This is a genomic window from Roseovarius aquimarinus, assembly GCF_043661195.1.
GTDB classification, from domain to species: domain Bacteria; phylum Pseudomonadota; class Alphaproteobacteria; order Rhodobacterales; family Rhodobacteraceae; genus Roseovarius; species Roseovarius aquimarinus.
Window position 1 is genome coordinate 483771 of record NZ_JBIHMM010000003.1, and the last position, 26063, is coordinate 509833.

The window sequence follows — 26063 nt, forward strand, 5'->3', positions numbered from 1 at the left end:
GCCGCTGGACCCTCGACGCGGTGCGCTTTATCTGCGGCGAAACATGGCATGCGGTCGGCGTCTCCGGGCAAAATCGATCGAGGGATCGGGCCACCTAGATATAGCTGGCGACGCAACATATAGGCGACTTTGCGCGAATCGGTCAACCTTCTAGGGCCTTCGCAACAGGCTCTTTGGCGTCCGGACTATCCTTCGATTGGCAAAATCGAATCGATTACCGATAGTTAGCCGTCATAAAAAATTTACGCGGCGTCAGCCGTTTTCCCGCAGGACATGCCCCGCGAGGTAGAGCGATCCGCAGATGAGGATGCGCGCCGTCGGCTCCTCCTCCATGATCCGCCGCAGCGCGCTGCGCAGATCGGGCGCGACATGCGCCGTCATGCCGGCGGCCTTCGCGGCGGCGGCGGTCACCTCGGCGGGCAGGGTATTCGCCTCGCCGGGGATCGACAGCGCGGTGAGACTCGCGGCCTCGGCGGCCAGCGGGCGCAGATAGCCCGCGATGTCCTTGGTGTTGAGCATGCCGCAGATCAGATGCGTGGGCCGCCTCGGCAGGCTTGCCAGATGCCGTCCCAGCGCCTCGCCCGCCGAGGCGTTGTGCCCGCCATCGAGCCAAAGTTCGGCCTGCGGCACGGTCTCGGCCAACGCGCCACGATCGAGCCGCTGCATCCGCGCGGGCCACTCGGCGCGGGTGACCGCCGCTTCGGCCGCCTCCTCGCCCTTGCCCAGATGGCGCAGCGCGGCGAGCGCGGCGCCCGCGTTCTCGATCTGATGCGCGCCGGGCAGGTTCGGCAGCGGCAGGTCCAGAAGGCCGCTCTCGTCCTGATAGATCATGCGGTCGCGCTCGGCGCTGATGTGCCAGTGCTGGCCGTGGGCGATGAGCCGCGCGCCGTGGCGCTGCGCGACCTCCTCGATCACCTCCTGTGCCTCGTCCGTCTGCGGGCCGACGACGCAGGGCACGCCGCGCTTGATGATCCCGGCCTTCTCGAAGGCGATCTTGGCCAGCGTGTTGCCCAGATATTGCTCGTGATCCATGCTGACCGGCGTGATGATGGTCAGCTCGGGCCGCGCCACCACGTTCGTCGCATCGAGCCGCCCGCCCAGCCCGACTTCGAGCAGGGTATAATCGGCCGGCGTGCGGGCCATGGCGAGGATGGCGGCGCAGGTCGTGATCTCGAAATAGGTGATCGGATCGCTGCCATTGGCGGTATAGCACTCGTCCAGAACCGCGCTCAGCGCCTCTTCGGTGATGAGACTTCCGGCAAGGCGAATGCGCTCGTGAAACCGGGCGAGATGCGGCGAGGTATAGGCGTGAACGCGGCTGCCGCCCGCCTCGAGCCCCGCGCGGATCATGGCCTGCGTGCTGCCCTTGCCGTTCGTTCCCGCGATGTGGATGACCGCCGGCAGATCGTTCTGCGGATTGCCGAGCGCCACCAGAAGGCGCCAGACGCGGTCGAGGGTCAGATCGATGATCTTGGGGTGAAGCGCCATCATCCGCTCGAGGATGACGTCCGATCCTGCGCCGGTCATTTGCGGGCCGACGCCTCGGCTGCGGGGCCCGATTGCGCCGCCTTGTCGGTGGCGGTCTGGGTCTTGCTGGCGCCCGCGCCGGGCTCTGCGGTCTTGGGCGCGTCGCTCGTCTCCTTCGGCTCGGCGCCTTTCGGCGGAGCGGGCAGATCGCCCGCGATGGCGGGCGTGAGGCCGAGGAGCATGCGGGTGATGGTGATAAGCTCCTCGCGCATCTTGGGGCGGGGCGTCACGCGGTCGAGCATCCCGTGATCGAGCAGATATTCCGCCCGCTGGAAGCCTTCGGGCAGCTTCTCGCGGATCGTCTGCTCGATCACGCGCGGCCCGGCAAAGCAGATGAGCGCGTTCGGCTCGGCGATCTGAACGTCGCCCAGCATGGCGTAGGAGGCGGTCACGCCGCCGGTCGTGGGATGGGTCAGCACCACGATATAGGGCAGGCCCGCTTCCTTGAGCATCTGGATCGCGACCGTGGTGCGCGGCATCTGCATGAGGCTGAGAATGCCCTCCTGCATCCGCGCGCCGCCCGCCGCCGAAAAGAGGATGAGCGGGCGCTTGAGCTTCACCGCCGTCTCGGCGGCGGCGATGATCGCGTTGCCGACATACATGCCCATCGAGCCGGCCATGAAGCTGAAATCCTGGGCGGCGGCGACGATGGGCGTGCGCCCGATCTCGCCCGTGGCGACGAGCATCGCCTCCTTCTCGCCCGTGGATTTCTGCGCGGCCTTCAGCCGGTCGGGATAGCGTTTCTGATCGCGGAAATGGAGCGGATCGGGCTTTGGCGCGGGTACGGCGACTTCGGAAAAGGTGCCGCCGTCGAACAGCGCCTTGAAACGCGCGCGGGGCGCGATGTTCATGTGGTGGCCGCAATTGGTGCAGACGTTCTGGTTCTCGGTCAGCTCGCGGTGAAACAGCATCGAGCCGCATTCATCGCACTTGGTCCACAGATTCTCGGGCATCTCGCGGCGCGAGAAGATCGAGTTGATGCGCGGGCGCATGTAATTCGTGATCCAGTTCATGAGGCCTGCCTGTTTGTCGCGGTTCGCATCGAAATAAGCCGCGCGCCGCGGAAATGCAATCAAACGCGCAAGGCCAGCCGCGCCGCGAGATACGAGCAGAAGAGCAGCGCGAGATCCATCGGCATCCATCGCAGCATGAGGGCGGTGTCCTCGGGTCCGAACGGATAGGTGGCGAGCGCGAGGCCGTCGAAATAGCCCGAAGTCGACGCGATGGCGATGGCGCCGAAATTGTTGATGAAGTGCAGAGTGATCGCCGGTCCGAGCGTGCCGCAGCGCGCCGTCAGATCCGCTGCCGCGATCCCGAAGAGCATGGCCCAGAGGACGATGATCCAGGCCGCATCGCCCATGAGGCCGGGCTGGAAATGCAGCATTCCGAAGAGGACCGACGGCAGCACCATCCACACCGCCGGATGGCGGAACCGCGCCGCAAGCTGGCTTTGCAGGTAGCCGCGGAAGAGCAGCTCCTCGGCGCCGGTCTGGATGAGGAGGCCCAGCACCGTCAGCGGCAGAAGCCCGAGCCAGAGGCCCGCGGGCAGCCCCGGCAGCATCTCGATCGGATCGAAAAGCTGCACGAGCGAGCCGAGGACGAGGACCGCGACGACGAAGGCCGCAACGCGCCCCGATTGCCGAAGCGCGAGGCGGCGCGGCCCGATCAGCGTGCCGATCCCGCGCTTGTGCAGCAGCGGCAGCACCACCGCCAGCGCGAGGATCAGGAGCCCGAAGGCGAAGAGATTGACCAGCGCGCCTCCCGGGGTCGAAGCGGTCTCGATTCCGGTGCCGTCCGGCCCCCAGGTCTCGGGCGGCAGGAATTGCGTGCAGAGCCAGCCATATCCGACCGAAAGCGCCAGAAAGAGCACGATGACCAGCACAACCCCCAGAAGGAGCCGCCACGGGGAGGCGCTGGGGCGGGCGGGATCGACGAGCCGGGCATGGAGCGGGTAACGCATGGGCGAACGCTATCCGCGCGGACCGGCCCGCGCAATCGTCATGGCTGCGGCATCGGCGCGATCCGGCGCGCTTGCGCCAGAAGGGCCGCTCGCCTATTCCTCGGACAGCGTATTTTCAGCCAAGGTTTCCGCGAGGCCCTCATGACCAAGTTCGACAAGTCCAAATTGCCCAGCCGCTATGTCACCGAAGGGCCGTCCAAGGCGCCGCACCGCTCCTACATGTACGCGATGGGTCTCAGCGAGGAAGAGATCCATCAGCCGCTCGTCGGCGTCGCCACCTGCTGGAACGAGGCCGCGCCCTGCAACATCGCGCTGAGCCGTCAGGCGCAGGCGGTCAAGATGGGCGTGAAGGCAGGCTCGGGCACGCCGCGCGAATTCACCACCATCACCGTGACCGACGGCATCGCGATGGGCCATGAGGGCATGCGCTCGTCGCTGGCGTCGCGCGAGGCGATCGCCGACACGGTCGAGCTAACGATGCGCGGCCATGCCTATGACGCGATCGTGGGCCTCGCGGGCTGCGACAAGTCCCTGCCGGGCATGATGATGGCGATGGTGCGGCTCAACACGCCCTCGGTCTTCATCTATGGCGGCTCGATCCTGCCCGGCCGCGCACCCCAGGTCGAAGAGATCCCCGAGGATTTCCGCACCCGTGATCTGACCGTTCAGGACATGTTCGAGGCCGTGGGCCGCCACCAGAACGGCAGCCTGTCGAGCGCCGCGCTCGACATGCTCGAGCGTGTGGCCTGCCCCAGCGCAGGCGCGTGCGGCGGGCAGTTCACCGCGAACACCATGGCCTGCGTCTCGGAGGCGATCGGCCTCGCGCTGATGAACAGTTCGGGCATGCCCGCCCCCTACGAGAGCCGCGATCAATATGGCGAGGCGTCGGGCCGCGCCGTGATGAACCTTCTCGAGAAGAACATCCGCGCCCGCGACGTGGTGACGCTCAAATCCCTTCAGAACGCCGCGCGCGTCGTGGCCTGCACGGGCGGGTCCACCAATGCGGGCCTGCACCTGCCGGCCATCGCACATGAGGCGGGCATCGACTTCTTCCTCGAGGATGTCTGCGACATCTTCCGAGATACGCCCTATTTCGTCGATCTCAAGCCGGGTGGCAGCCATGTCGCCAAGGATCTTTACGATGTGGGCGGCATTCCCGTCGTGATGAAGGAGCTGCGCAAGGCCGGCCTCATCCACGAGGATTGCATCACCGCCTCCGGCCGCTCCATCGGCGAGGAGCTCGACCTCATCAGCCGCGAGGCAGATGGCAAGGTGATCTACCCGATCGAGACGCCGATCACCAAGACGGGCGGTGTCGTCGGCCTCAAGGGCAATCTCGCGCCCGAGGGCGCCATCGTGAAGGTCGCGGGCATCAAGGCCGAGGATCAGGTCTTCACCGGCCCGGCCCGCGTCTTCGAGAGCGAGGAGGAGGCTTTCGAGGCCGTCCAGAATCGCGGCTACGAGGAGGGTGAAGTGATCGTCATCCGCAACGAGGGCCCGGCGGGCGGTCCCGGCATGCGCGAGATGCTGGCGACCACGGCGGCGCTCTCGGGGCAGGGCATGGGCAAGAAGGTCGCGCTCATCACCGATGGCCGCTTCTCGGGTGCGACGCGCGGCTTCTGCGTCGGCCATGTCGGTCCCGAAAGCGCCTATGGCGGCCCGATCGCCCTGCTCAAGAACGGCGACATGATCACCATCGACGCCGTGAAGGGCGCGCTGACGGTCGATCTGAGCGACGAGGAGCTTGCCAAGCGCCGCGAAGCCTGGCCCGGCCCGCGCGAGACGATGTATGCCTCGGGCGCGGTCTGGAAATTCGCGCAGCTCGTCGGCCCGACCTACAAGGGCGCCGTGACGCATCCGGGCGCCGAGGCCGAGCGCCACATCTACATGGATCTCTGAGGCCGTTGCGCCTTCGGCACCCTGCGGCGCGCGCGGCTCTCGCCGGCGCGATGATCCTCTCCCTCGCCGCCTGCATCGGCGGCGAGGGCATCAGCCGCGTGGTGCCCGAAAGCGAGACGCGTACCGAGGCGCCGCGCCGCATCGCCTTCTATTCGGGCGATGTCGTCGTCGCCGGTCCCGAGGGCTATTGCGTCGATGTGAACTCGATCCAGAAGGGCGGCGGCGCGGCCTTCGCGCTTCTGGCCAATTGCGGCCATCTCGGCACGCTCTTCGCCGATGACGTGCCGCCCGCCGTCGTCACCGTCTCCGTGCTCGCCCGCGACGGGCGCGCCGAGCAACCGAGCGCCGAGAGGCTGGCGCGGGCGTGGAAGAACGCGGGCGTCACGCGCATGGTCAACGGCGACGGCATCTCGCTCATCCAGCTCGCGCGCGGCGGCGACAGCCTGCTTCCGGGCGGCGATCCGCGCCACTGGCGCGGTGCGATGCTCATCAACGGGCACATGATCGGCCTTGCCGCCTATGGCGGGACCGGGAGCGGCCTTCACGGCAAGGCGGGGCACGATCTTCTGGTCGCGACCGCCGAGGCGATGCTGAGCGGAAGCCCCCATCGCCGCGCCGTGCCCCCGCCCGCGCCGCGCCCCGAGGCGCCGCAATCCACCGCGCCCGAGGATGCCGCCGAGGCGCCGCGCGCGCGGCCACGCACGGCGCGACCACAAACGGGGCTGAATTCCTTCCTCGCGGGATTGTTTCGCGATCCAGCTTAATCCTATAGAAGGAAGAGAAAGGTCAGGATAGAACCGGACCGAGGCAGGCGGGGGCGTCAGGACATGCAGGTGCGAAGTGCGTTGGTCGATTGGATCGTGCATCGGCGCGGTGTGCGCCGCTGGGCACGCGCCGCGCGCCGCGCGCCGGAGATGCCCCTGTCCGAGCTGCGCCGCGAGCGCAGCATGGCCCGCAAGCTGATGTATTCGCTTCAGGAAATGGTCGCGGTCGCCGAGAACCGTCTGGCCTTGCCGATGATCGGATCGAACGCCTTTCCCAAGCCGCACGGCACTGATTGGTCCTGGCGTCCGGCGCTGTGGAACCTGCCGCTGGCCAGTCCCGGCATGTCCTCTGCCCCCAGCAAGTCCAAGCTGGGCGACGAGTTGACACTGTTTCACGATTGCGCACGGTCCGAGCTGACCTTGCGGCAGGTGCGCAACACCCGCGAGGCCGATCTGGCGCCTTATGGTTTGCGCATGGACGTTTTCGCCTTCGACGGCTCGTTCCTGTCGGTGGTGCTCGACCTGCCGCATGGCGCGGTGGACGGGCTCAAGAAACGGCATCTCATCCGCATGACGACCATCGTCGAGCTCGAGAAGCCGCTTGAGATCTTCGCGCGGCTCAACATCAAGCATGGCCCGAATACCGAGCAGATCGTGCGCGAATTGCCGCTCCATGAAAGCGAGATCGTGGTCGAGTTCGATCTGGCCTATTCGGGCCTCAACGAGAAGCGGATCGAGCGCGCCTGGGTCGATCTCATCTTCGAGAATCCCGAGATGAGCCAGGTCACGCTGCGCGATCTGACCTTCAGCCGCCGCCCCCGCGCCGAGTTTTGACGGCCCAAAGACCTGCCGAGGAAGGGACCACATGAGCACTCTCAAACTGACCAAGACACGGCTTTTCGAAGGCGTCTGGGAAGGCCAGCTGACCCACGAGGGCGAGGGCAACATCCAGCCCGATATCGAGGTCACGCATCTGGAGCGGCCCCTGACCGGCGTGCGCGTTGTCGAGAACGAGCAGGGCGGGTTCTGGACGCTGCGCGTGCCGATCCCGCCCGAGGTCATCACCGACGGCGTTCAGACATTTCTGATCCGCGACCGCAAGGCCGGTGTCGTGCTGGACAGCTTCTCGCTCATGTCGGGCGATGCGCTGGGCTATGACATCCGTGTCGAGGTGCAGCTTCTGCGCGAGGAGCTCGACATGCTCAAGCGCGCCTTCCGTCGCCATTGTCTCGAAACGGGCTGACAGCTAGCCGTCATCGGTGAATTCATGCGCGCTGAGACGGCGCGGCTCGTGCTCGACGGCGGACGGGCGCTCGATCTTGCCCGCTGTGGCGGCCACGACGCCCAGATCCTCGAATTTCCGCGCCGAGGGCAGAACGCGGCCCTCGAGCGATCCGAGCGCCTTGTTGTAGTGATCGACGGACTGCCCGAGCGACCGGCCGACGCGCGCCAAATGCTCGGCGAAGACGCGCAGCCGGTCATAGATCTCCTTGGCCGATTTCTGCACCTCTTCCGCGTTCTCGGCCATCTTGTCCTGCTGCCAGCCATAGGCGATGGACTTGACCAGCGCCATCAGCGTCGTCGGCGTCGCGATCAGGACCTTGCGCTCGAAGGCGTATTCCAGAAGGCCAGGATCGGCTTCGGCCGCGGCGGAGACGAAGGTTTCGCCGGGGATGAACATCACCACGAAGTCGGGCGTCATGCCCAGCGTGTCGTGATAGGCCTTCGACGCGAGGTCGTTGACATGCTTGCGCACCTGCATCGCGTGCTGCCTGATGAACACGCTCTGCTCGTCCGGCGTCTCGGCCTCGAGCGCGTCGAGATAAGCCGAGAGCGGCGTTTTCGCATCGATCACGATGCTCTTGCCGCCGGGAATATGGACGATCGCATCGGGGCGGCGGCGCCCCTCGTCGGTGTCGAAGCTCTGCTCGAGATGAAAATCGACCCGCTCGGTCATGCCCGCCATCTCGAAAACCTGCCGGAGCTGCATCTCGCCCCAGCGCCCGCGCGTCTTGGGCGCGCGGAGCGCCTGCACGAGACGGCGCGTTTCGGTGCCGAGGCTGGCCTGCCCTTCGGCGAGGCTCAGCACCTGCTGGCGGATCGTGCCGTAGGCTTCGTTGCGGGCCTTCTCGATCTCGGTCATGCGCGCGTCGAACTTGCCCAGCCGCTCGTCCAGCGGCTTGACCAGATCGCGGATCGCCGCGTGGCGCTGCGCGGTGTCCTGATCGGCGCTTTCCTTGTGCTTCTGGAACCGCTCCGTGACCATCGACAGGAACCGCTCGGAATTCTGCGTGAGCGCGCCGGAGGCGAGCGATTGAAACCGGTCCTCGATCTCCTTACGCATGGCCTGCATGTCGGCGATGCGCGCATCATGCGTCTCCTGCTGGCTGGCGAGTTTCTGGCGCAGCTCGGCGGCCTTGACCTGCTCCTGATAGACTTCGGTCAGCAGCCCCTCGGCGCGCTCTTCCAGATTGGGCAGCCTGGCCGCAAGAGGCTCCAGCCGGGCGATCTCGGCCCGCAGGCGATGAATTTCGGCCTCGCGGCTCCGCGCGCGCCCTCCGGCGCTCCGGGCGATCAGTCCGAGAAGCACGGCAAGAAGGGCGGCGCCCGCGGCGATGCCCTGCCAGACGGCGATATCCCATCCCGCGATCAGCTCCAGAATCTCGTCCATGCCCGCCTCATGTTCAGTCTTTGTTCTATTCTGGCCGCAAGATACCCCAACGCGCAAGCGTCAAATCCGTCAACTTCTCCCGAAAAGCCGTTCGATGTCGCTCAGCTTCAGCGCGACATAGGTGGGGCGGCCGTGGTTGCATTGGCCCGAAAGGGGCGTCGCCTCCATCTCGCGCAGGAGGGCGTTCATTTCATCGGCCTGCATGCGCCGCCCCGAGCGGATCGAGCCGTGGCAGGACATGCGGCTGAGGATCGCGTCGATGCGGGCGCGCAGGGTCTGGCTGTCGCCCTGATCGGTCAGCTCGTCCAGCACATCCAGAACCAGCGCCCGCGCGTCCACATTGCCCAGCATCGCGGGCGTCTCGCGCACCGCGATGGCGCCGCCGCCAAAGGGCTCGATGCACAGGCCAAGGCGCGCCAGATCTTCGGCGGCCTCCATCAGCGTCGCGCAATCGCCCTCGCACAACTCCACGATCTCGGGGATCAAAAGCGCCTGCGCCGGGATGCCATGCCCCTCCTGCTCGCGCTTCAGGCGCTCGTAGACCAGACGCTCATGCGCGGCATGCTGATCGACGATGACGATGCCGTCCTCTGTCTGGGCAATGATGTAATTCTCGTGCACCTGCGCGCGCGCGGCACCGAGCGGCAGTCCGGCGGCGGCCTCCTGCGTCCCTCGCTCTTCTTGCGCCGGCTCGGCGCGGGCGCTGTAATCGCCCTGCATTTCGGCGAAGCCCGGCGCCTGCGCGGCATAGCTCGCGGCGCGGGCCTGCTGCGAAGGGCGGTCCATCTGATAGATGCGCGCGCCGGTCTGCTGGCCGCCCTGCTCGGGGCGAAAGGCGCCCAGCGTGCCCGCCGCGACGGTGGAAGAGGCGCGGTGCCCTGCCTCGGCCAGGGCATGGCGCAGGCCCGACACGATGAGGCCGCGCACCAGCCCCGGATCGCGGAACCGCACCTCGGACTTTGCGGGATGCACGTTCACGTCCACCAGCGCGCCCTCGCATTCGACGAAAAGCGCGGCGACGGGATGCCGGTCACGGCCGAGCACGTCCATGTAGCCCGCGCGAAGCGCGCCGAGCAGCATCCGGTCCCGCACCGGACGGCCATTCACGAAGAGATACTGCGCGACCGCCGCGCCCCGCGAATAGGTCGGCAGGCCCGCGCAGCCGGTCAGGCGGATTCCCTCGCGCTCCGCGTCGATGCGCATGGAATTCTCGGCGAAGTCGCTGCCGATCACCCGCGCGAGCCGGGCATGGAGCGCATCGAACATGTCGCCCGTTTCGGCATCGGCGCGGAAGCTGAGCCGCCCCTCGCCGCCGCCCGAGACGTCGCGCAGCGTGAAGCCGATCTGCGGCTCGGCCATCGCCAGTCGCTTGACCACGTCGCCGATGGCCTGCGCCTCGGCCCGGTCCGTGCGCATGAACTTGAGCCGCGCGGGCGTGGCGAAGAAAAGATCGCGCAGCGTGATGATGGTGCCGCCGTTCAGCGCGGCAGGGCGCACCGCGCCGATTCTGCCGCCCGAGACGCTGATCTCGGCGCCCTCGTGCCCCGCCGCGCGCGAACTGATGCTCAGCCGCCCCACCGCGCCGAGCGAGGCGAGCGCCTCGCCCCGAAAGCCGAAACTGTGGATGTTCAGAAGATCGCTGCCGTCGATCTTGGAGGTCGCATGCCGCGCGAGGGCGAGCGGCAGGTCCTCGGGCGTCATGCCGCAGCCGTCATCCGTCACGCGGATCAACGTCTTGCCGCCATCCGCGATTTCGACAGCGATGCGCGATGCGCCCGCGTCGATCGCGTTCTCGACCAGCTCCTTGACCGCCGAGGCGGGACGCTCGACCACCTCGCCCGCCGCGATGCGGTTGATCGCCGCCTCGTCGAGCTGGCGGATGATGGGGCCGCTTTGGCCGATTTGGGGTGCGCCTTGCATCATGCCACAAGACTTAGCATGGCGCCGTTTGATTCTGCCACCATGCTCGGCACCCTGCGCCGGCTTAAAATCGCGCAGCCCCTCTACAAGCCCCGCTATGTGGGGTAGTCTCGGAACACACCAAGGGGTAAAAGCCCCGGGGCAGATTGGCCGGGCAGGGCACGCATGAGCACTTCAGGACCGCGCAAGCCACCTCTGGTGGCCGAAAAGCGCAAACCCAAGACAGCACCGAAACCGGCCAAGGCGCCGCGCACGGCCCGTGCGCGCAAGCCGGCGCGGCCGCCGCGCGGCGGCAATGTCGTGACGCGCGGCATCTTCGGGCTCTTGCGCTTTATCTGGCGCATCGTTTGGGGCTTCGGCTGGCGGATCACCGTGATCGCGCTCCTGCTGGTCGGTATGTCCGTGGGTTACGTCTATACCACGCTGCCCGACGCGTCGGCCCTGCTCGACGGGCGCGCGCGCGGCTCGGTGACGCTCCTGGACCGGGACAGCGACGTCTTCGCGTGGCGCGGGGACCAGTTCGGCGGCGCGGTCACGGCGGGCGCGGTCTCGCCGCATCTGCGCAACGCGGTGATCGCCACCGAGGACCGGCGCTTCTACCTGCATCCCGGGATCGATCCCATCGGCATCGCCGGCGCGATCAGCATCAACCTGCGCGAGGGGCGCGGGCCGCTCTCGGGCCATGGCGGCTCGACCCTGACGCAGCAGACGGCCAAGCTGCTCTGCCTCGGTGTCGAATACGTCGAATCCGAATGGGAAAGCCAGGCCGCCTACGAGGCCGATTGCCGCCGCGGCTCCCTGGTGCGCAAGGGCAAGGAGGCCATCTACGCGATGGCCATGGAGGCGAAATACACCAAGGAGCAGATCCTCTCGATCTATCTCAACCGCGCCTATATGGGCGGCGGCGCCTATGGCGCCGAGGCCGCCGCGCAGCGGTATTTCGGCAAGAGCGCGGCGCAGCTCAATCCCGCCGAGGGTGCGATGCTGGCCGGTCTGCTGACCGCGCCCTCGACCCTCGCGCCGACGAGCAATATCGAGCGCAGCCAGAACCGCGCGGCCACGGTCATCCGCCTGATGCGCGATCAGGGCTATCTGGACGAGAGCGAGGCCGCGCTGGCCCTCGCCACCCCGGCGGAGCTGTCGGAGGCCGCCGAGCGGCAGGCGGGCGGCTATTTCGCCGATTGGGTCATGTCGTCGGGCCCCGAATACTTCACCCGCGACACCACCGAGGACGTCATCATCCGCACCACGCTCGATCAGCGTATCCAGCGCGCCGCCGAAGAGGGCCTGCATGCGGTGCTTGACGACAAGCTGCGCGACGGCTCCAAGGCGCAGGCCGCCGTTGTGGTGATGAGCGCCGACGGTGCCGTCCGCGCGATGGTGGGCGGGCGCCAGACCAAGGTGACGGGCGCCTTCAACCGCGCGACGCAGGCCAACCGGCAGACCGGCAGCAGCTTCAAGCCCTTCGTCTATGCCACCGCGCTCGAGCTGGGGTATTCCAGCCTCGATACCGTGCTGGACGACGCCTATTGCATCAACATCGCCGGGTCGGGCAACTGGTGCCCCAGCAATTACGACAACAAGTTCCACGGGCGCGTGACGCTCGCCAAGGCGCTCGAGGAATCCTACAACATCCCCGCCGTGAAAGTGGCCGAGAGCGTCGGCCTCGACCTCGTGCGCAAGGTGGCCAGCGATTTCGGGATCGAGAGCGATCTCGCCGCCGGTCCCGCGCTGGCGCTCGGCGCGTCCGAAAGCACGCTTCTCGAGATGACGGGCGCCTTCGCGGGTATTCTCAACGGCGGCTCTTCGGTCACGCCCTACGGCCTCGTCGAGCTGAAGCTGATGGGACAGGACGAGGCGGTTATGGGCGCGGGCGGTGGTATCGGCGAGCGGGTGATCCGCGAGGACGCGGCGCGCGAGCTGACATGGATGATGAGCCGCGTGGTCGAGGCGGGCACCGGCGCGCGCGCCAAGCTGCCGGGCCGCGAGGCGGCGGGCAAGACCGGGACGACGCAGGCCGCGCGCGATGCGTGGTTTCTCGGCTTCACCGCCGATTACGTGGCCGGTGTCTGGATGGGCTACGACGACAACACGCCCCTGACCGGCGTGACCGGCGGCGGCCTTCCGGCCGAGATCTGGCACGAGGTGATGGTCCGCGTGCATGAGGACCTGCCCGCAACGCCCCTGCCGATGACGCAGCCGACGCCCCCCGCGCCCCAGCCGCAGCTCTCGCAGGGCACGGCCGGCCAGACCTATCAAGGGCAGGGCAATCAAGGCTATCAAGGCGATCAGGGAAACCAAGGCACGCAAGGTCGTGGCTGGGAGGGGAACCCCACCGGCCCCGCCCCGGTGGATGATCGCGAGGGGCCGATCACCAATATCCTGCGCCGTCTTCTGGGCGGCTGAGCGCATGAAAAAACGCGCGCGCCCTGCCGGGGCACGCGCGTTTCATGACTGTGCGGTAAGGCTCAGCCCGCCTGACGCAGATCCGCGATGAGCGCGTCGATATTGCCCTGACGGCGGTCCAGCATCGCGCCGATCTCGGTGCGCTCGCTCAGTCGCAGGCTGATGCCCTCGATCACCATGTCGAAGAACAGATCGCGCCCCGAGCGGCCCGAGACCAGAAAGCGCACGTCGAAGGGCGCTTGGCCGCGCAGGTTCACCCGCGCCTGCACCTCGTGCCAGGATTTGACGGCCTGTGTTCCGACCACCTCGATCTCGCCGCCGACGAATTCCTTGAACCGCTTGCCGTATTTGCGCGCTATATAACCCCGGAACGCTTCGGTGAAGGCCGCGAGCTGCGCGGGGGTGGCGCGGTTGGCATCGGCGCCGAGCGTGCTGCGCGCGATCAGATCGACATCGGCATAACGGCGGAAGATCGCCTCGAATTCCGAGATCATGCCGCCGAGGCCCTTGCCCGACGCGATCACCGAATTGATCTCGACCACGACCTTGTCGACGAGCGCGCGCGCGCCCGCTTCGGTCAGGGCCAGCGCGCCTTGCGGCAGCGCGGCGACGAATGCGGCGGCAAGGCCCGAGCCGAGAAGGCCGCGGCGTGTCATGTCATTGCTCATAGGGGTCCTCGAAATCTGCGCTGACGGCGCCGCCCGCACTGGGCGCGCCCGGAGTGGTATCATAGGGGTCCAGATAGTTCTCGCTTCCGCCGGTGCCCAGCTTGAAGCGGCGATTTTGCAGGTAGACCGAGCGCGAGACGGCATAGCTGTCCGCGCTGTCGTAGAGAACCGAATCGATCGTGTCGCCGAACCGCGCGCGCGAGGTGAGGCCGCTCGCCGCGCCCGTGCCGAGGGCATAATAGCTCTCGGGGTCCTGGATCCAGTATTCGAGCGGGTTGGTGAAGAAATCGACGAACCGCCCCGCCGCATGCCGGCTGGTCGAGGGACCGAAGACCGGCATCTCGACATAGGGGCCTTCATGCACGCCCCAGGCATAGAGCGTCTGGCCGAAATCGGCATCGGTGCGGTCCGGCATGCCCAGATCCGTCGCCACGTCGATCAGCCCGCCGAGACCCAGCGTCGAATTGACGAGGAAGCGGTAGAAATCCGACGTGAGACCCACGCCGTTGCCTTGCAGCGTGCTGTTCACCATCGCGCCCGGCAACGAGAGGTTGGTCGAGAAATTGCTCACCGCCGTTTCCAGATCGTCGGGCATGAAGGCGCTGTAGCCGTCGGCGACGGGCCGCACCACGGCGCGGTCGACCGATTTGTTGAACGCATGATTCTTGCGGTTCGATTGCTCGTTCGGATCGAAAGGCGCGCCGCGCGTCACGGCCGGGTCGGGCTTGTGCCCGCAGGCGGCGACGATGGCGAGCGCGGCGAGCGACAGGGCGAGACGGGGTGCGAAGGAGCGGAAAATGCGGGTCAACGGATCACTTCCAGGCTGGTTTCGGCAAAACTCGGTCTTCGAACAGTTAGTGCGATACCGCCAGTCCGGCACGCAGGCAGCGGATAGTTGCTGCTCGGACGTTGCACAAATATGACGCCCGTACCGGGCGCGCCCACACCCGCTTCGTACATTTTTCCTCGAATTGCCGCAAGTGGCGCGCCTTCGCGCCATCGCACATCCTGTGTGCATTTGCCGTTTTATTCCCGCGTGGCAGGCGCTAGCGTCCGCGCCAAGCAATCATTCACGGAGACCATGCTCATGGGAAAATTCGAATCGAAGCTGGCCGAGATGGGCATCACTCTCCCCGAGGCTCCGGCGCCCGCGGCCAATTACGTCCCCTACGTTCAGGTCGGCGACATTCTCTATGTCTCGGGCCAGATCTCGCGCGATGAGAGCGGTCTGCTGACCGGCAAGCTGGGCGAGGATCTCGACGTGGCGGCGGGCGCCAAGGCCGCGCGCAGCTGCGCCATCGCGCTTCTCGCGCAGGTGAAGGCGGCGTGCGGCGGCGATCTCGACCGGCTCAAGCGCGTGGTCAAGCTGGGCGGCTTCGTCAACTCGACCCCCGATTTCACCGAGCAGCCGCAGGTCATCAACGGCGCTTCGGATCTCTTGGGCGAAGCGCTGGGCGATGCGGGCAAGCATGCGCGCGCCGCCGTCTCGGCCGCCGCGCTGCCGCTGGGCGTCGCCGTCGAAATCGAAGGCGTCTTCCAGATCGGATGATCCGCCTGCATCCGGATTTCCTGCGCCTGCCCTTGGCGCATCGCGCGCTGCATGTGCCGGGTACCGAGCGGGTGGAGAACTCGCGCGCGGCGATCCGGGGGGCCATCGCGGCGGGCTACGGGATCGAGATCGACATCCAGATGTCCTCGGACGGCGTTGCCATGGTCTTCCATGACGACGCGTTGGACCGTCTCACGGACGCCGCCGGCCCGATCCGCGCGCAGAGCGCCGCGGGCCTTGCCGGTGTCATGCTGAAAGGCACCGAGGAGAGCATCCCGACCCTCGCCGAAGTCTTGGGCGAGGTCGCGGGGCGCGTGCCGCTGTTGATCGAGCTCAAGGACCAGCACGGGCAGATGGGCGCGACGACCGGCGCGCTCGAGGCGGCTGTGGTGCGCGATCTTGAAGGATACGGCGGCCCCGTCGCGCTCATGTCGTTCAATCCCGATATGGTGACGCGGCTGGCCGATCTGGCCCCGCATCTTGCGCGCGGCATCGTCAGTTGCGACTACGCGCCCGAAGACAGCCCCGAGCTGACCGCCGAGATATGCGATCGCCTGCGCGCGATCCCGGATGCGGAGGCGTCGGGCGCATCCTTCATCAGCCATCAATGGGACGATCTGGAGCGCCCGCGCGTCGCCGAGCTGAAGGCGGCGGGCCTCGACGTGCTCTGCTGGACGATCCGCACGCCCGAGGCGGCCAAGGCCGCGCGCCACATCGCGCAGAACATCACCTTCGAGGGATATCTGCCCCCGTTGCCCGCTTGAATTCGGTCGGCCCGGCCACAGGTATGGGCGAGGGGCACGAGGGCGAACGCGGCATGACCACCACCAAGGACATCACCATTCGCGCGCATGGCCATCTCGGCGCCATCGACACGGCGGAGTGGGACGCCTGCGCCTGCCCCGAGGCGGCGGAGGGCGGCCGTCCGAACGACCCTTTCACCACCTATCGGTTCCTGTCGGCGCTCGAGCAAAGCGGCTCGGTCGGGCCGGGAACGGGCTGGCAGGCGCAATACCTGACGGCCGAGCAGGGCGGGCAGGTGATCGCCTGCGCGCCGCTCTACGCCAAGTCGCACAGCCAGGGCGAATATGTCTTCGATCACGGCTGGGCCGAGGCCTATCATCGCGCGGGCGGGCGGTATTATCCCAAACTCCAGATCGCCGTGCCCTTCACGCCGGTCACCGGGCGGCGCCTTCTGACGCGCCCCGGCCACGAGGAGACGGGCCGCGCCGCGCTGATCCAGGGCGCCGTCCAGATCGGCGAGCAAAACGCGCTGTCCTCGCTGCATCTGACCTTCTGCACCGCCGCCGAAGCCGAGGCCGGCGCCGAGATGGGCCTGATGCGGCGCACCGGCCAGCAGTTTCACTGGGTCGACGAGGGCTATGGCGATTTCGACGGATTCCTCGCGGCGCTGAGTGCGCGCAAGCGCAAGAACATCCGCAAGGAGCGGCGCACCGCGCAGGGCTTTGGCGGGCGCATCGTGCAGCTGACCGGCGACGACATCCGCGCCGAGCATTGGGACGCCGTCTGGCAGTTCTACCAAGACACCGGCGCGCGCAAATGGGGCACGCCCTATCTCACGCGGCAGTTCTTCGAGATCGCGCATGACACGCTCCGGGACGATATCCTGCTGATCCTCGCGATGGACGGGGACACGCCCGTCGCGGGCGCGGTGAACCTTATCGGCGCGTCGGCGTTATATGGCCGCTACTGGGGATGCACCCGCGATCACCCGTGCCTTCATTTCGAGCTGTGCTACTACCAGGCCATCGATTTCGCGCTCGCCCACGGCCTTGGCCGTGTGGAGGCGGGCGCGCAGGGAGAGCACAAGCTCGCGCGTGGCTATCTGCCGGTGGCGACCCATTCGCTGCACTGGGTGCGCGATCCGGGTTTCGCCGAGGCCGTGGCGCATTATCTGCGCGCCGAGGGCGCGGCGGTCGAGCAGGATATAGAGGTTCTGACGTCCTACGGGCCGTTCAGGAAGACAGCGAAGGAGGATCAGGAATGACCGAGAAACTCAGCGACACCGCCCGCACGACGATGATCGAGCCGCTCTTGAAGGAGGGCTGGAGCATGGTCGAGGGGCGCGACGCCATCACCAAGGAGTTCAAGTTCGCCGATTTTCCCGACGCGCTGGCCTGGATGGTGCGCGCGGGCGTCTGGGCCGAGAAATGGAACCACCACCCCGAATGGAGCAACGTCTACAACACGGTTCAGGTGACGCTCACCACGCATGACGTGGACGGGCTCAGCACGCTCGACGCCAAGCTGGCGCGCAAGATGGACACGCTCGCGCATTGAGCCGGTGGCTTTGAAAGACGAAAGGCGGCCCGATGCACCATCGGGCCGCCTTTTTTCATGCCGGACATCTCGGGTGGGTTTCTCAAGAGAAGGCCCGATGCCCGCGCGGATCACATCGCGCTCAGAAGCCCTTCGCCCGCCGACACATCGCACAGCCCGGGGTTTTCCTCTTCGTTCAGCACGGTGACGGTGCGGTCCTCGACCACCATCGCGAAGCGCTTGGAGCGCGCGATGAGGCCTGCATCCTCATTGGTGAAATCCATGCCGAGCGCCTTGATGAATTTCGACATCGGATCGGCCAGCATCGTGATGCCCGCGGCGCTCGCGCCGGTGACTTCGCCCCAGGCGCCCATGACGAAGGGATCGTTCACCGACACGCAGATGATCTCGTCCACGCCCTTGGCATCGAACTGATCCTTGGTGCGGATGAAGCTGGGCACATGCGCGTTGTGGCACACGCCGGTGAAGGCGCCGGGGACCGCGAAGACGACGATCTTGCGGCCCGCCGCGAGATCGGAAAGCGCGACCGCCTCGGGGCCGTTCTCGCCCATGCGTGTCAGGGTAGCCTGCGGGATCTTGTCGCCGGTGGAAATGCTCATGCTGAGGTCCTTATCTGTGGGTCGGCCGTGTGTTTGCGCCGGGATACGAAACCGATATAGGCTGCGCGCCGGTGAAGCCATGTAAAAAGATCGGAAGAGCGCGCATGTCGAATATCGTCGTGATCGGGGCAGGGCAGGCGGGGGCGTCGCTCGTTGCGCGCCTACGCAAGAACGGCCATGAGGGCCGCATCACCCTCATCGGCGCGGAGCCCTCGCCGCCTTACCAGCGCCCGCCGCTGTCCAAGGCCTATCTCCTGGGCGAGATGGATCTCGAGCGGCTCTACCTGCGCCCCGCGCATTACTACGAGGAGGCCGGGATCGAGCTGCGCCTCGGCGCGCATGTGAGCGGGATCGACCGCGCCGCGCGCGAGGTGCATCTGAATGGCGAGACGCTGGCCTATGACACGCTGGTCCTGACCACGGGATCGTCCCCGCGCCGCCTGCCCGCCGCGATCGGCGGCGATCTCGAGGGCGTGCATGTGGTGCGCGATCTGGCCGATGCCGATGCGATGGGCCCGCGCTTCGGGCCGGGCGCGCGGGTGCTGATCGTGGGCGGCGGATATATCGGGCTCGAGGCGGCGGCGGTGGCGGCCAAGAAGGGGCTGAAGGTGACGCTGGTCGAGATGTCGGAGCGCATCCTGCAACGCGTCGCCGCGCCCGAGACCTCCGATTTCTTCCGCGCGCTTCATGCCGGCCACGGCGTCGATATCCGCGAGGGCGTGGGGCTCGAGACGCTGCTCGGCGACGGCCATGTGACCGGCGCGCGGCTCAGCGACGGCAGCACGCTCGATGTGGATTTCGTGATCGTTGGCGTCGGGATCGCGCCCTGCGCCGCGCTGGCCGAGGCGGCGGGGCTCGAGATCGACAACGGGATCGCCGTGGATGCCGAGGGTCGCACCAGCGATCCCGCGATCTGGGCCGCGGGCGATTGCGCGTCCTTCCCGTGGCGCGGCGGGCGGCTGCGGCTCGAAAGCGTGCCGAACGCGATCGACATGGCCGAATGCGTGGCCGACAACATCATGGGCGCCGGGCGCGCCTATGTCCCGCAGCCGTGGTTCTGGTCGGATCAGTATGACGTGAAATTGCAGATCGCGGGCCTCAACACCGGCTATGACCGCGTGGTGAAGCGGGGCGGCACGGGGCCGAACGCCGCGTCCTTCTGGTATTTCGAGGGCGAAAGGCTTCTGGCCGTGGACGCGATGAACGAGCCGCGCGCCTACATGGTGGGCAAGCGCCTCATCGACGCGGGCCGCTCGCCCGATCCGCACGCGGTGGCGGACCCGGCGACGGATCTGAAAGCGCTTCTGGCGTGAGGATTATCGCGGGCGAGGCGCGGGGCCGCAAGCTGGCCGAGCTCGGCAAGGGCGACGCGGCGGCGCATCTTCGCCCGACCTCCGACCGGGTGCGCGAGAGCCTGTTCAACATGCTGGCGAGCATGAATGCCATCGAAGGTGCCGAGGTGCTCGATCTTTTCGCGGGCACCGGCGCGCTCGGCCTCGAGGCGCTGTCGCGCGGCGCGGCCGCCGCGCGCTTCGTCGAGAACGGCCGCGTGGCGCTGGGCCTTCTGGAGCGCAATATCGACATTACCGGCAGCAGCGACCGTGCGCAGGTTCTACGACAGGACGCGCGCGCCATCGGACGGAATTCCGGCGCGCCTGCAACCCTCGTCTTTCTCGATCCGCCCTATGACAAGAGGCTCGGCGAGGCGGCGCTCGCCGCAGCTCTCGAGGGCGGCTGGATCGCCCCCGGCGCGGTGATCGCTTGGGAGGAAAGCGCGCCCGTCCTGCCACCGCCCGGCCTCGCGCAGCGCGGCAAGCGGCGCTATGGCGACACGCAGATCACGCTTTTCGCCTATGCGGGCTGAGCGTCATTCGCTCAGCGCGCGGCCCTCGGTGATGGTGAAGGGGTAGGTCTTGCCATCGCGGCCCCAGGCATAGCCCTGTTCGGTGCGCATGACGGCATAGGCGGTCCAGCCGATCGCGTCCCAGAAGCTCTCGTAATCGCCCGTGTTCGGATTGATCCGCCACTTGCCCATCAGCGCCTCGCCATTGGCCGGATCGTAGACCGTGACGCCATTCGGCGCGAAATAGGATTTATAAGGCGTGCCGTCCCAGACGCCTTCGGCGGTGTTGCCCGTCAGGAGCGCCTCGAGCTCGGCCGCGCCGAGGCGCGCCTCCTGCGCGCCCGCGGGGGCGGCGGTGATCCCGGCGGCGCCGATGGCGAGGGCCGCGAGGGCGGTGAATGCAAGATTGCGGCGGTACATGGCAGTGTATCCTCGGTGCGAATGATCGTGGCGCATCGGCCACGGGTTTTGAGGCAAAAATAGCACAGCCGGGGCCGGTTTCAACTCCGCATGGCGGGCCGGACCCGGCAGGGCCACCCCGTGCCGTCGCCTTGACAAGAAGGCAGCGGCGCGCGACAGGGTGCGCATGTCCACGGCTTATCTCTCGGTCGCCCTCGGCGGTGCAATCGGCGCCAGCCTGCGCTATGGCGTCGGGTTGTGGGTGCTGCGCATGGGCGCGCCGAATCTTCCCGTCGCGGTGCTGGGCGTCAATGTGATCGGCTCGTTTCTGATGGGCGCTTTCGCCATCTGGTCGCTCGAACGGGGGCATGCGGGGCTCAATCCCTTCGTGATGACCGGCGTTCTCGGCGGCTTCACTACCTTCTCGGCTTTCTCGCTCGACGCCTGGACGTTGATGGAGCGCGGCGAGATCGGGTTGATGGCGGTTTATATCGCCCTGTCGGTGGGGCTCTCGATCGGCGCGCTTGCGCTGGGGATCTGGCTGATGAAAGGAATGCTCGCATGAGCGGCGTCCAGACGATCCATGTGGGCAAGGACGAGGCCGATCAGCGGCTGGACCGCTGGCTCCGGCGCCAGTTCCCGCACCTGCAACAGGGCCGCATCGAGAAGATGTGCCGCAAGGGCGAGCTGCGCGTCGATGGCGCGCGGGTCAAGCCCGCGACCCGTCTCGAGGTGGGGCAGGCCGTGCGCATTCCGCCGTTGCCCGATCCCGCCGAGGCCGAGGCGCGCGCCCGCGCGCATGTAACGGACGCCGACGCCGCCATGATCCGCGCCTGCGTCATCTACCGCGACGATCATGTGATCGCCCTCAACAAGCCGCCGGGACTGCCGGTTCAGGGCGGCTCCAAGACCACGCGCCATGTCGACGGCCTCGCCGAGGCGCTGCGCTTCGGCTACGAGGATAAGCCGCGGCTGGTGCACCGTCTCGACAAGGATACGTCGGGCGTCCTGATCCTCGCGCGGACCCGCGAGGCCGCCAAGGGCCTCACGGCCGCGTTCCGTCATCGCGGTACGCGCAAGCTCTACTGGGCCGCCGTCGCGGGCGTGCCGACGCCCCGCATGGGCACGATCAAGTTCGGCCTCGTCAAGGCGCCGGGCCACGGCGCGAAGGGCGAGGGCGAGAAGATGCATGCCCTGCATCCGCGCGAAGTGGACGGCACTCCGGGCGCCAAGCACGCGACCACCGATTACGCCGTGCTTGAGGCGGCGGGCAGTCGCACCGCCTGGTGCGCGCTTGTGCCGGTGACGGGCCGCACGCATCAGCTTCGCGCGCATATGGCCGAGCTGGGCCATCCCATCGTGGGTGACGGGAAATACGGCGGCTCGGGGCAGGAGAATCTCGGCGACGGCTGGGGCGCGCAGCTGGGCGGGGACATTTCGAAGAAACTGCACCTCCACGCCCGCTCGCTCAAGATCGAGCATCCGGTGACGCGCGCGATGCTGCATCTGACGGCGCCGCTGCCGCCGCATATGCAGCACACATGGGACACGTTCCAATGGTCCGCCGCCGACGTGCCTGCCGATCCGTTCGAGGTGCTGGAATGAGCCTGCGCCTCGTCATCTTCGACGTGGACGGCACGCTGGTGGACAGCCAGGGCGATATCGCCCTCGCGATGCACCATGCCTTCACTGAGCTGGGCGCGCCCGTGCCCGAGACGGCTGCGATCCGCAGCATCATCGGTCTCTCGCTCGACGTGGCGATGGCGCGGCTCGCGCCCGCGCTGACGCCGCGCGATCACGGCGCGCTCGTCGAGGCCTACAAGCGCAGCTACATGAGCCTGCGCGCCGAGGCCGGCGCGGCGCAATCCTCGCCGCTCTTTCCCGGCACGCGCGAGATGCTGACGGCGCTCGGCGCCCGCGACGATCTGCTTCTGGGCGTCGCCACCGGCAAATCGCGGCGCGGTCTCGACAAGCTGATCGAGGGGCACGGGCTCGAGGGCGTCTTCGTGACGCATCAGGTGGCCGACCATCACCCGTCCAAGCCGCATCCCGCGATGGTGCTGGCCGCACTGGCCGAGGCAGGCGTGGGCCCGGCCGATGCCGTGATGATCGGCGACACGAGCTACGACATGGAGATGGCGCGCGCTGCCAAGGTCGCGACCATTGGCGTGCCCTGGGGGTATCATCCGGTGGCCGATCTGAGGGCCGATCACGTGCTGGCCGGATGGGACGATCTGCCCGCGCGCCTCGCCGAGCTATGGGAGGTGCCGGCATGACCGAATGGGCCGCGAAACGCTTCTGGACCGAGGCACGCGTGACCGAGGAGGGGGCGGGCTTCGGCGTCGCGCTCGACGCGCGGAGCGTCAAGACGCCCGCGAAGGCGCCGCTGGTCGTGCCGACCCGCGCGCTGGCCGAGGCCATCGCCGCCGAATGGGAGGCCGTCGAGGCGAAGATCGACCCGCGCGCGATGCCGATGACCCGTTCGGCGAATGCCGCGATCGACAAGGTCGCCCATCAGCGCGCCGAAGTCGCCGACATGATCGCCGCCTACGGCGAGACGGATCTTTTGTGCTATCGCGCGGTGGCGCCGCAGGAGCTGGTGCTGCGCCAGTCCGAGGAATGGGATCCAATGCTGGATTGGGCCGATTCGGCCCTGAATGCCCGGCTGCGCCCAGTCTCGGGCGTCATGCCTGCGGCGCAAGACCGCAGCGCGCTGGAAAACCTGCGCCGCGCCGTCCATGCGCAGGGCATTTTTGAGCTGACGGCCCTGCATGACCTCGTGGCGCTCTCCGGCTCGCTGATCCTCGGGCTCGCCGCGCAGCATGGCGTGCGCAACGTGCATGAATTATGGCAGATTTCGCGCCTCGACGAGGCTTGGCAGGCCGAGCTTTGGGGCGCCGACGACGAGGCGGAGGCGACCGCCGAGATCAAGCGCGCCGCGTTTCTGCACGCACAGGAATTCTATTGTCTTGTGAGTGAAGTCTGACAGGCCCAAACCCTTGCTGACGCAAGGTAACCGTTGATGCCGAAACATCATTTTTCGTCATGCGGCCCTTGACCTTTCGGAATGAATGCCGCCAAACTCCGGTCCACTCGGGGGGAACACCCCCTCGGTATCATGCTTTGGTCCGCCCCGGGCCGAATGAACCATCCAGGCTAAACGGATGGAAAATCAGGAAGAGGTAAACATGAAAAAATCCGTATTCTTTGGCGCGCTCACGGTTGCCGGCCTTACCGCTGGTGCCGCTGCCGCCGCGACGCTTGACGACGTCAAGGCACGCGGCAAGCTGAACTGTGGCGTGACCACCGGCCTGGTCGGCTTTGCCGCGCCCGACGCGAATGGCGAATGGCAGGGCTTCGACGTGGCCGTGTGCCGTGCCGTCGCCGCCGCCGTTCTGAACGACCAGAACGCAGTCGAGTTCGTTCCGACCACCGGCAAGACGCGCTTCACCGCTCTGTCCTCGGGCGAGATCGACATGCTGGCGCGCAACACCACCTGGACCTTCAGCCGCGACGTCGACCTCAAGTTCGAATTCGTCGGCGTCAACTACTATGACGGTCAGGGCTTCATGGTTCCGAAGGCACTGGGCGTGAGCTCGGCCAAGGATCTCGACGGCGCGACGATCTGCGTGCAGACCGGCACCACCACCGAGCTGAACCTTGCCGACTATTTCCGCAAGAATAACATCAGCTACGAGCCGGTCCCGATCGAGACCAATGCCGAAGGCAACCAGCAGTACCTCGCCGGTGCCTGCGACGCCTACACCACCGACATGTCGGGCCTCGCATCGACCCGCGCCACGTTCGAAGCGCCGGGCGATCACGTCCTGCTGCCGGAAATCATCTCGAAAGAGCCGCTGGCACCGCTGGTCCGTCATGGCGACTCCGAGTGGGCCGACGTCGTACGCTGGACCCTGAACGCGCTGATCGCCGCCGAAGAAGCCGGCATCACCAGCGCCAACATCGCCGAGCTGTCGGCTCAGGCCGGTGACGCGCCCGAGGTCAACCGCATCCTCGGCACCGAGGGCAACCTCGGCGAGATGCTGGGCCTCGACAACGAGTTCGCCCGCCGTGCCATCGCGGCCAACGGCAACTACGGCGAGATCTTCGAGAAGAACATCGGCGAAGGCAGCCCGATCGGCCTCGCGCGCGGTCTGAACGCACAGTGGACCGACGGCGGTCTGCTCTACTCGCCGCCCTTCCGCTAAGATCATCCAAGGGGGCGCGGTTTTGTCCGCGCCCCCTAACTCCATTCAAGACCCGCCGCAGATAAAGACCGCGTGATGCGAGGGACGGAGCAACCATCCCCGCCACAACTCACCGGGAAAACCAGGGAAGCCACATGAGCACAGTCACCGACCCAGACCAGGGCGGCTTTCGCGTCTCGCAATTGCTGAGCGACACGCGCTATCGCGCCATCACGTTCCAGGCCATCGCCGCGCTCGCCTTGTTCGCCGTGTTCTTCTATCTCGGCCGCAACCTCTACAACAACCTGAACGCCGCGGGCCTCAACATCTCGTTCGGCTTCCTGGACGAGGCCGCGGGCTATGACGTCGGCCAGGCGCTCATTCCCTACAACAGCCAGTCGTCCAACTGGCAGGCCGCCAAGGTCGGCATTCTCAACACGCTGCTCGTGGCCTTTCTGGGCTGCATCATGGCGACGATCCTCGGGGTCATCGCCGGTGTCCTGCGCCTGAGCAAGAACTGGATCGTCTCGCGTCTCATGGCCGCCTATGTCGAGGCGTTCCGCAACGTGCCGGTCCTGATCTGGATTCTCATCATCTATGCGATCATGACGGTCGCGCTGCCCGCGCCGAGCGCGTTCCGGGGCGACGAGCCCGAAAGCTCGATGCTTTTCGGCCTATTCGCCTTCACCAACCGCGGCATCTACATTCCCGCCCCCATCTGGGGCCCCGGCTCGATGATCGTGGGGATCACCGCGATCGCCTCGATCGTCGGCATGTTCGCCTATCGCGCCTATGCCAAGAAGCTGCTGTTCGACACCGGCAGGCTGCTGCCGCTGGGATGGCCGTCGCTCGCGATCCTGCTTCTGCCCACCATTCTGGTCTTCTTCATCCTCGGACGTCCCATCGGCCTCGACATCCCCGAGCTCAAGGGCTTCAACTTCGGGGGCGGCATCCAGATCGGCGCGCCGCTGATCGCTCTGTGGTTCGCGCTCTCGATCTATACCGGCGCCTTCATCGCCGAGAATGTGCGCGCCGGTATCCAGGCCGTGAGCCACGGCCAGACCGAGGCCGCCGCCGCGCTGGGCCTGCGCCCGCGCCGCATCATGAACCTTGTGGTTCTGCCGCAGGCGCTCCGGGTCATCATCCCGCCGCTCATCTCGCAATACCTGAACCTGACCAAGAACTCGTCGCTGGCCATCGCCGTGGGCTATGCGGACATCACGGCGACGCTGGGCGGGATCACCCTGAACCAGACCGGCCGCGCCATCGAATGCGTGCTCCTGCTCATGCTCTTCTATCTCGCGATCTCGCTGGCGATCTCGGCGGTGATGAACCTCTACAACAAATCGGTCGCGTTGAAGGAGCGGTAA

At 67.3% G+C, this 26063-nt stretch carries 26 protein-coding genes; 17 read left to right on the plus strand and 9 right to left on the minus strand.

Features of this window, described 5'->3' with window-relative positions; translation table 11 throughout:
- Positions 1-252 precede the first annotated feature (252 nt).
- From ACGRVM_RS12950 to ACGRVM_RS12960, 3 genes are read right to left on the minus strand one after another with little or no spacing between them, the layout of a single operon-like run.
- Positions 253-1527 (minus strand): bifunctional folylpolyglutamate synthase/dihydrofolate synthase, encoded by a 1275-nt coding sequence (locus ACGRVM_RS12950; RefSeq protein WP_377172298.1) that lies wholly within the window; start codon positions 1525-1527, stop codon positions 253-255.
- On the minus strand, positions 1524-2540 hold the full coding sequence (gene accD, locus ACGRVM_RS12955) for an acetyl-CoA carboxylase, carboxyltransferase subunit beta (RefSeq protein ID WP_377172299.1): 1017 nt from the start codon (positions 2538-2540) through the stop codon (positions 1524-1526). Before accD ends, ACGRVM_RS12950 begins: the two co-directional genes overlap by 4 nt.
- A 59-nt stretch (positions 2541-2599) precedes the next feature.
- Positions 2600-3487, minus strand: coding sequence for a CPBP family intramembrane glutamic endopeptidase (locus ACGRVM_RS12960; RefSeq protein ID WP_377172300.1), 888 nt, complete (start codon positions 3485-3487; stop codon positions 2600-2602).
- Between the two features lie 141 nt (positions 3488-3628).
- Here ACGRVM_RS12960 and ilvD point away from each other — a divergent pair, with 141 nt between their 5' ends.
- From ilvD to ACGRVM_RS12980, 4 genes are all read left to right on the plus strand, one after another.
- Positions 3629-5386, plus strand: coding sequence for a dihydroxy-acid dehydratase (ilvD, locus tag ACGRVM_RS12965; protein ID WP_377172301.1), 1758 nt, complete (start codon positions 3629-3631; stop codon positions 5384-5386).
- Between the two features lie 50 nt (positions 5387-5436).
- On the plus strand, positions 5437-6150 hold the full coding sequence (locus tag ACGRVM_RS12970) for a hypothetical protein (RefSeq protein ID WP_377172302.1): 714 nt from the start codon (positions 5437-5439) through the stop codon (positions 6148-6150).
- 63 nt (positions 6151-6213) lie between these two features.
- A complete protein-coding gene (locus ACGRVM_RS12975) occupies positions 6214-6984 on the plus strand; it encodes a DUF6478 family protein (protein WP_377172303.1) in 771 nt (256 codons plus the stop codon).
- A 31-nt stretch (positions 6985-7015) separates the two neighbouring features.
- Positions 7016-7393 carry a hypothetical protein gene (locus tag ACGRVM_RS12980; RefSeq protein WP_377172304.1) on the plus strand — a complete coding sequence of 126 codons (378 nt, stop codon included), beginning with the start codon at positions 7016-7018 and terminating at the stop codon, positions 7391-7393.
- Positions 7394-7396: 3 nt separating this feature from the next.
- Here ACGRVM_RS12980 and rmuC read toward each other — a convergent pair whose 3' ends face one another.
- Both rmuC and mutL read right to left on the minus strand, forming a co-directional pair.
- The gene (gene rmuC, locus ACGRVM_RS12985; RefSeq protein WP_377172305.1) at positions 7397-8821 is read right to left on the minus strand and encodes a DNA recombination protein RmuC; all 1425 of its coding nucleotides are present in this window, start codon (positions 8819-8821) and stop codon (positions 7397-7399) included.
- A 69-nt stretch (positions 8822-8890) separates the two neighbouring features.
- Positions 8891-10744 (minus strand): DNA mismatch repair endonuclease MutL, encoded by a 1854-nt coding sequence (gene mutL, locus ACGRVM_RS12990; protein ID WP_377172306.1) that lies wholly within the window; start codon positions 10742-10744, stop codon positions 8891-8893.
- 162 nt (positions 10745-10906) lie between these two features.
- Between mutL and ACGRVM_RS12995 the strand changes: the two genes are divergently transcribed.
- Positions 10907-13147, plus strand: coding sequence for a transglycosylase domain-containing protein (locus tag ACGRVM_RS12995; RefSeq protein ID WP_377172307.1), 2241 nt, complete (start codon positions 10907-10909; stop codon positions 13145-13147).
- Between the two features lie 62 nt (positions 13148-13209).
- Here ACGRVM_RS12995 and ACGRVM_RS13000 read toward each other — a convergent pair whose 3' ends face one another.
- Both ACGRVM_RS13000 and ACGRVM_RS13005 read right to left on the minus strand, forming a co-directional pair.
- Entirely contained in the window at positions 13210-13803 is a 594-nt protein-coding gene (locus ACGRVM_RS13000; RefSeq protein ID WP_377172308.1) for an MlaC/ttg2D family ABC transporter substrate-binding protein, read from the minus strand.
- Between the two features lies 1 nt (position 13804).
- The gene (locus ACGRVM_RS13005; RefSeq protein WP_377172309.1) at positions 13805-14623 is read right to left on the minus strand and encodes an MlaA family lipoprotein; all 819 of its coding nucleotides are present in this window, start codon (positions 14621-14623) and stop codon (positions 13805-13807) included.
- Positions 14624-14902: 279 nt separating this feature from the next.
- Between ACGRVM_RS13005 and ACGRVM_RS13010 the strand changes: the two genes are divergently transcribed.
- Genes ACGRVM_RS13010 through ACGRVM_RS13025 form a run of 4 tightly spaced genes read left to right on the plus strand, consistent with a single transcriptional unit; the run spans position 14903 to position 17665 of the window.
- The gene (locus ACGRVM_RS13010) at positions 14903-15364 is read left to right on the plus strand and encodes a RidA family protein (RefSeq protein WP_377172310.1); all 462 of its coding nucleotides are present in this window, start codon (positions 14903-14905) and stop codon (positions 15362-15364) included.
- Positions 15361-16128: a glycerophosphodiester phosphodiesterase family protein gene (locus tag ACGRVM_RS13015; protein ID WP_377172311.1), complete on the plus strand. Its 768-nt coding sequence runs from the start codon at positions 15361-15363 to the stop codon at positions 16126-16128. Before ACGRVM_RS13010 ends, ACGRVM_RS13015 begins: the two co-directional genes overlap by 4 nt.
- Positions 16129-16181: 53 nt before the next feature.
- The gene (locus ACGRVM_RS13020) at positions 16182-17372 is read left to right on the plus strand and encodes a GNAT family N-acetyltransferase (protein WP_377172312.1); all 1191 of its coding nucleotides are present in this window, start codon (positions 16182-16184) and stop codon (positions 17370-17372) included.
- Positions 17369-17665, plus strand: coding sequence for a 4a-hydroxytetrahydrobiopterin dehydratase (locus ACGRVM_RS13025; protein ID WP_377172313.1), 297 nt, complete (start codon positions 17369-17371; stop codon positions 17663-17665). Before ACGRVM_RS13020 ends, ACGRVM_RS13025 begins: the two co-directional genes overlap by 4 nt.
- A 110-nt stretch (positions 17666-17775) precedes the next feature.
- On the opposite strand, the gene ACGRVM_RS13030 is transcribed toward ACGRVM_RS13025, so the two are convergent.
- Positions 17776-18264, minus strand: coding sequence for a peroxiredoxin (locus tag ACGRVM_RS13030; protein WP_377172314.1), 489 nt, complete (start codon positions 18262-18264; stop codon positions 17776-17778).
- 104 nt (positions 18265-18368) lie between these two features.
- Between ACGRVM_RS13030 and ACGRVM_RS13035 the strand changes: the two genes are divergently transcribed.
- Together ACGRVM_RS13035 and rsmD are read left to right on the plus strand one after the other, a co-directional pair.
- Positions 18369-19577 carry an NAD(P)/FAD-dependent oxidoreductase gene (locus ACGRVM_RS13035; protein WP_377172315.1) on the plus strand — a complete coding sequence of 403 codons (1209 nt, stop codon included), beginning with the start codon at positions 18369-18371 and terminating at the stop codon, positions 19575-19577.
- Positions 19574-20128: a 16S rRNA (guanine(966)-N(2))-methyltransferase RsmD gene (gene rsmD / locus ACGRVM_RS13040; RefSeq protein ID WP_377172316.1), complete on the plus strand. Its 555-nt coding sequence runs from the start codon at positions 19574-19576 to the stop codon at positions 20126-20128. Before ACGRVM_RS13035 ends, rsmD begins: the two co-directional genes overlap by 4 nt.
- Positions 20129-20131: 3 nt before the next feature.
- On the opposite strand, the gene ACGRVM_RS13045 is transcribed toward rsmD, so the two are convergent.
- Positions 20132-20527 carry a hypothetical protein gene (locus ACGRVM_RS13045; protein ID WP_377172317.1) on the minus strand — a complete coding sequence of 132 codons (396 nt, stop codon included), beginning with the start codon at positions 20525-20527 and terminating at the stop codon, positions 20132-20134.
- 166 nt (positions 20528-20693) lie between these two features.
- Between ACGRVM_RS13045 and ACGRVM_RS13050 the strand changes: the two genes are divergently transcribed.
- The 6 genes from ACGRVM_RS13050 to ACGRVM_RS13075 all read left to right on the plus strand — a co-directional run bounded on the left by ACGRVM_RS13050 (position 20694) and on the right by ACGRVM_RS13075 (position 26063).
- Entirely contained in the window at positions 20694-21071 is a 378-nt protein-coding gene (locus tag ACGRVM_RS13050; RefSeq protein ID WP_377172318.1) for a fluoride efflux transporter FluC, read from the plus strand.
- A complete protein-coding gene (locus ACGRVM_RS13055; protein WP_377172319.1) occupies positions 21068-22111 on the plus strand; it encodes an RluA family pseudouridine synthase in 1044 nt (347 codons plus the stop codon). Before ACGRVM_RS13050 ends, ACGRVM_RS13055 begins: the two co-directional genes overlap by 4 nt.
- The gene (locus ACGRVM_RS13060) at positions 22108-22782 is read left to right on the plus strand and encodes an HAD-IA family hydrolase (protein ID WP_377172320.1); all 675 of its coding nucleotides are present in this window, start codon (positions 22108-22110) and stop codon (positions 22780-22782) included. The genes ACGRVM_RS13055 and ACGRVM_RS13060 overlap by 4 nt, the downstream gene beginning before the upstream one ends.
- Positions 22779-23492: an ATP12 family chaperone protein gene (locus ACGRVM_RS13065; protein ID WP_377172321.1), complete on the plus strand. Its 714-nt coding sequence runs from the start codon at positions 22779-22781 to the stop codon at positions 23490-23492. Before ACGRVM_RS13060 ends, ACGRVM_RS13065 begins: the two co-directional genes overlap by 4 nt.
- Before the next feature lie 202 nt (positions 23493-23694).
- Positions 23695-24714: an amino acid ABC transporter substrate-binding protein gene (locus ACGRVM_RS13070; protein ID WP_377172322.1), complete on the plus strand. Its 1020-nt coding sequence runs from the start codon at positions 23695-23697 to the stop codon at positions 24712-24714.
- Positions 24715-24848: 134 nt separating this feature from the next.
- A complete protein-coding gene (locus tag ACGRVM_RS13075) occupies positions 24849-26063 on the plus strand; it encodes an amino acid ABC transporter permease (RefSeq protein WP_377172323.1) in 1215 nt (404 codons plus the stop codon).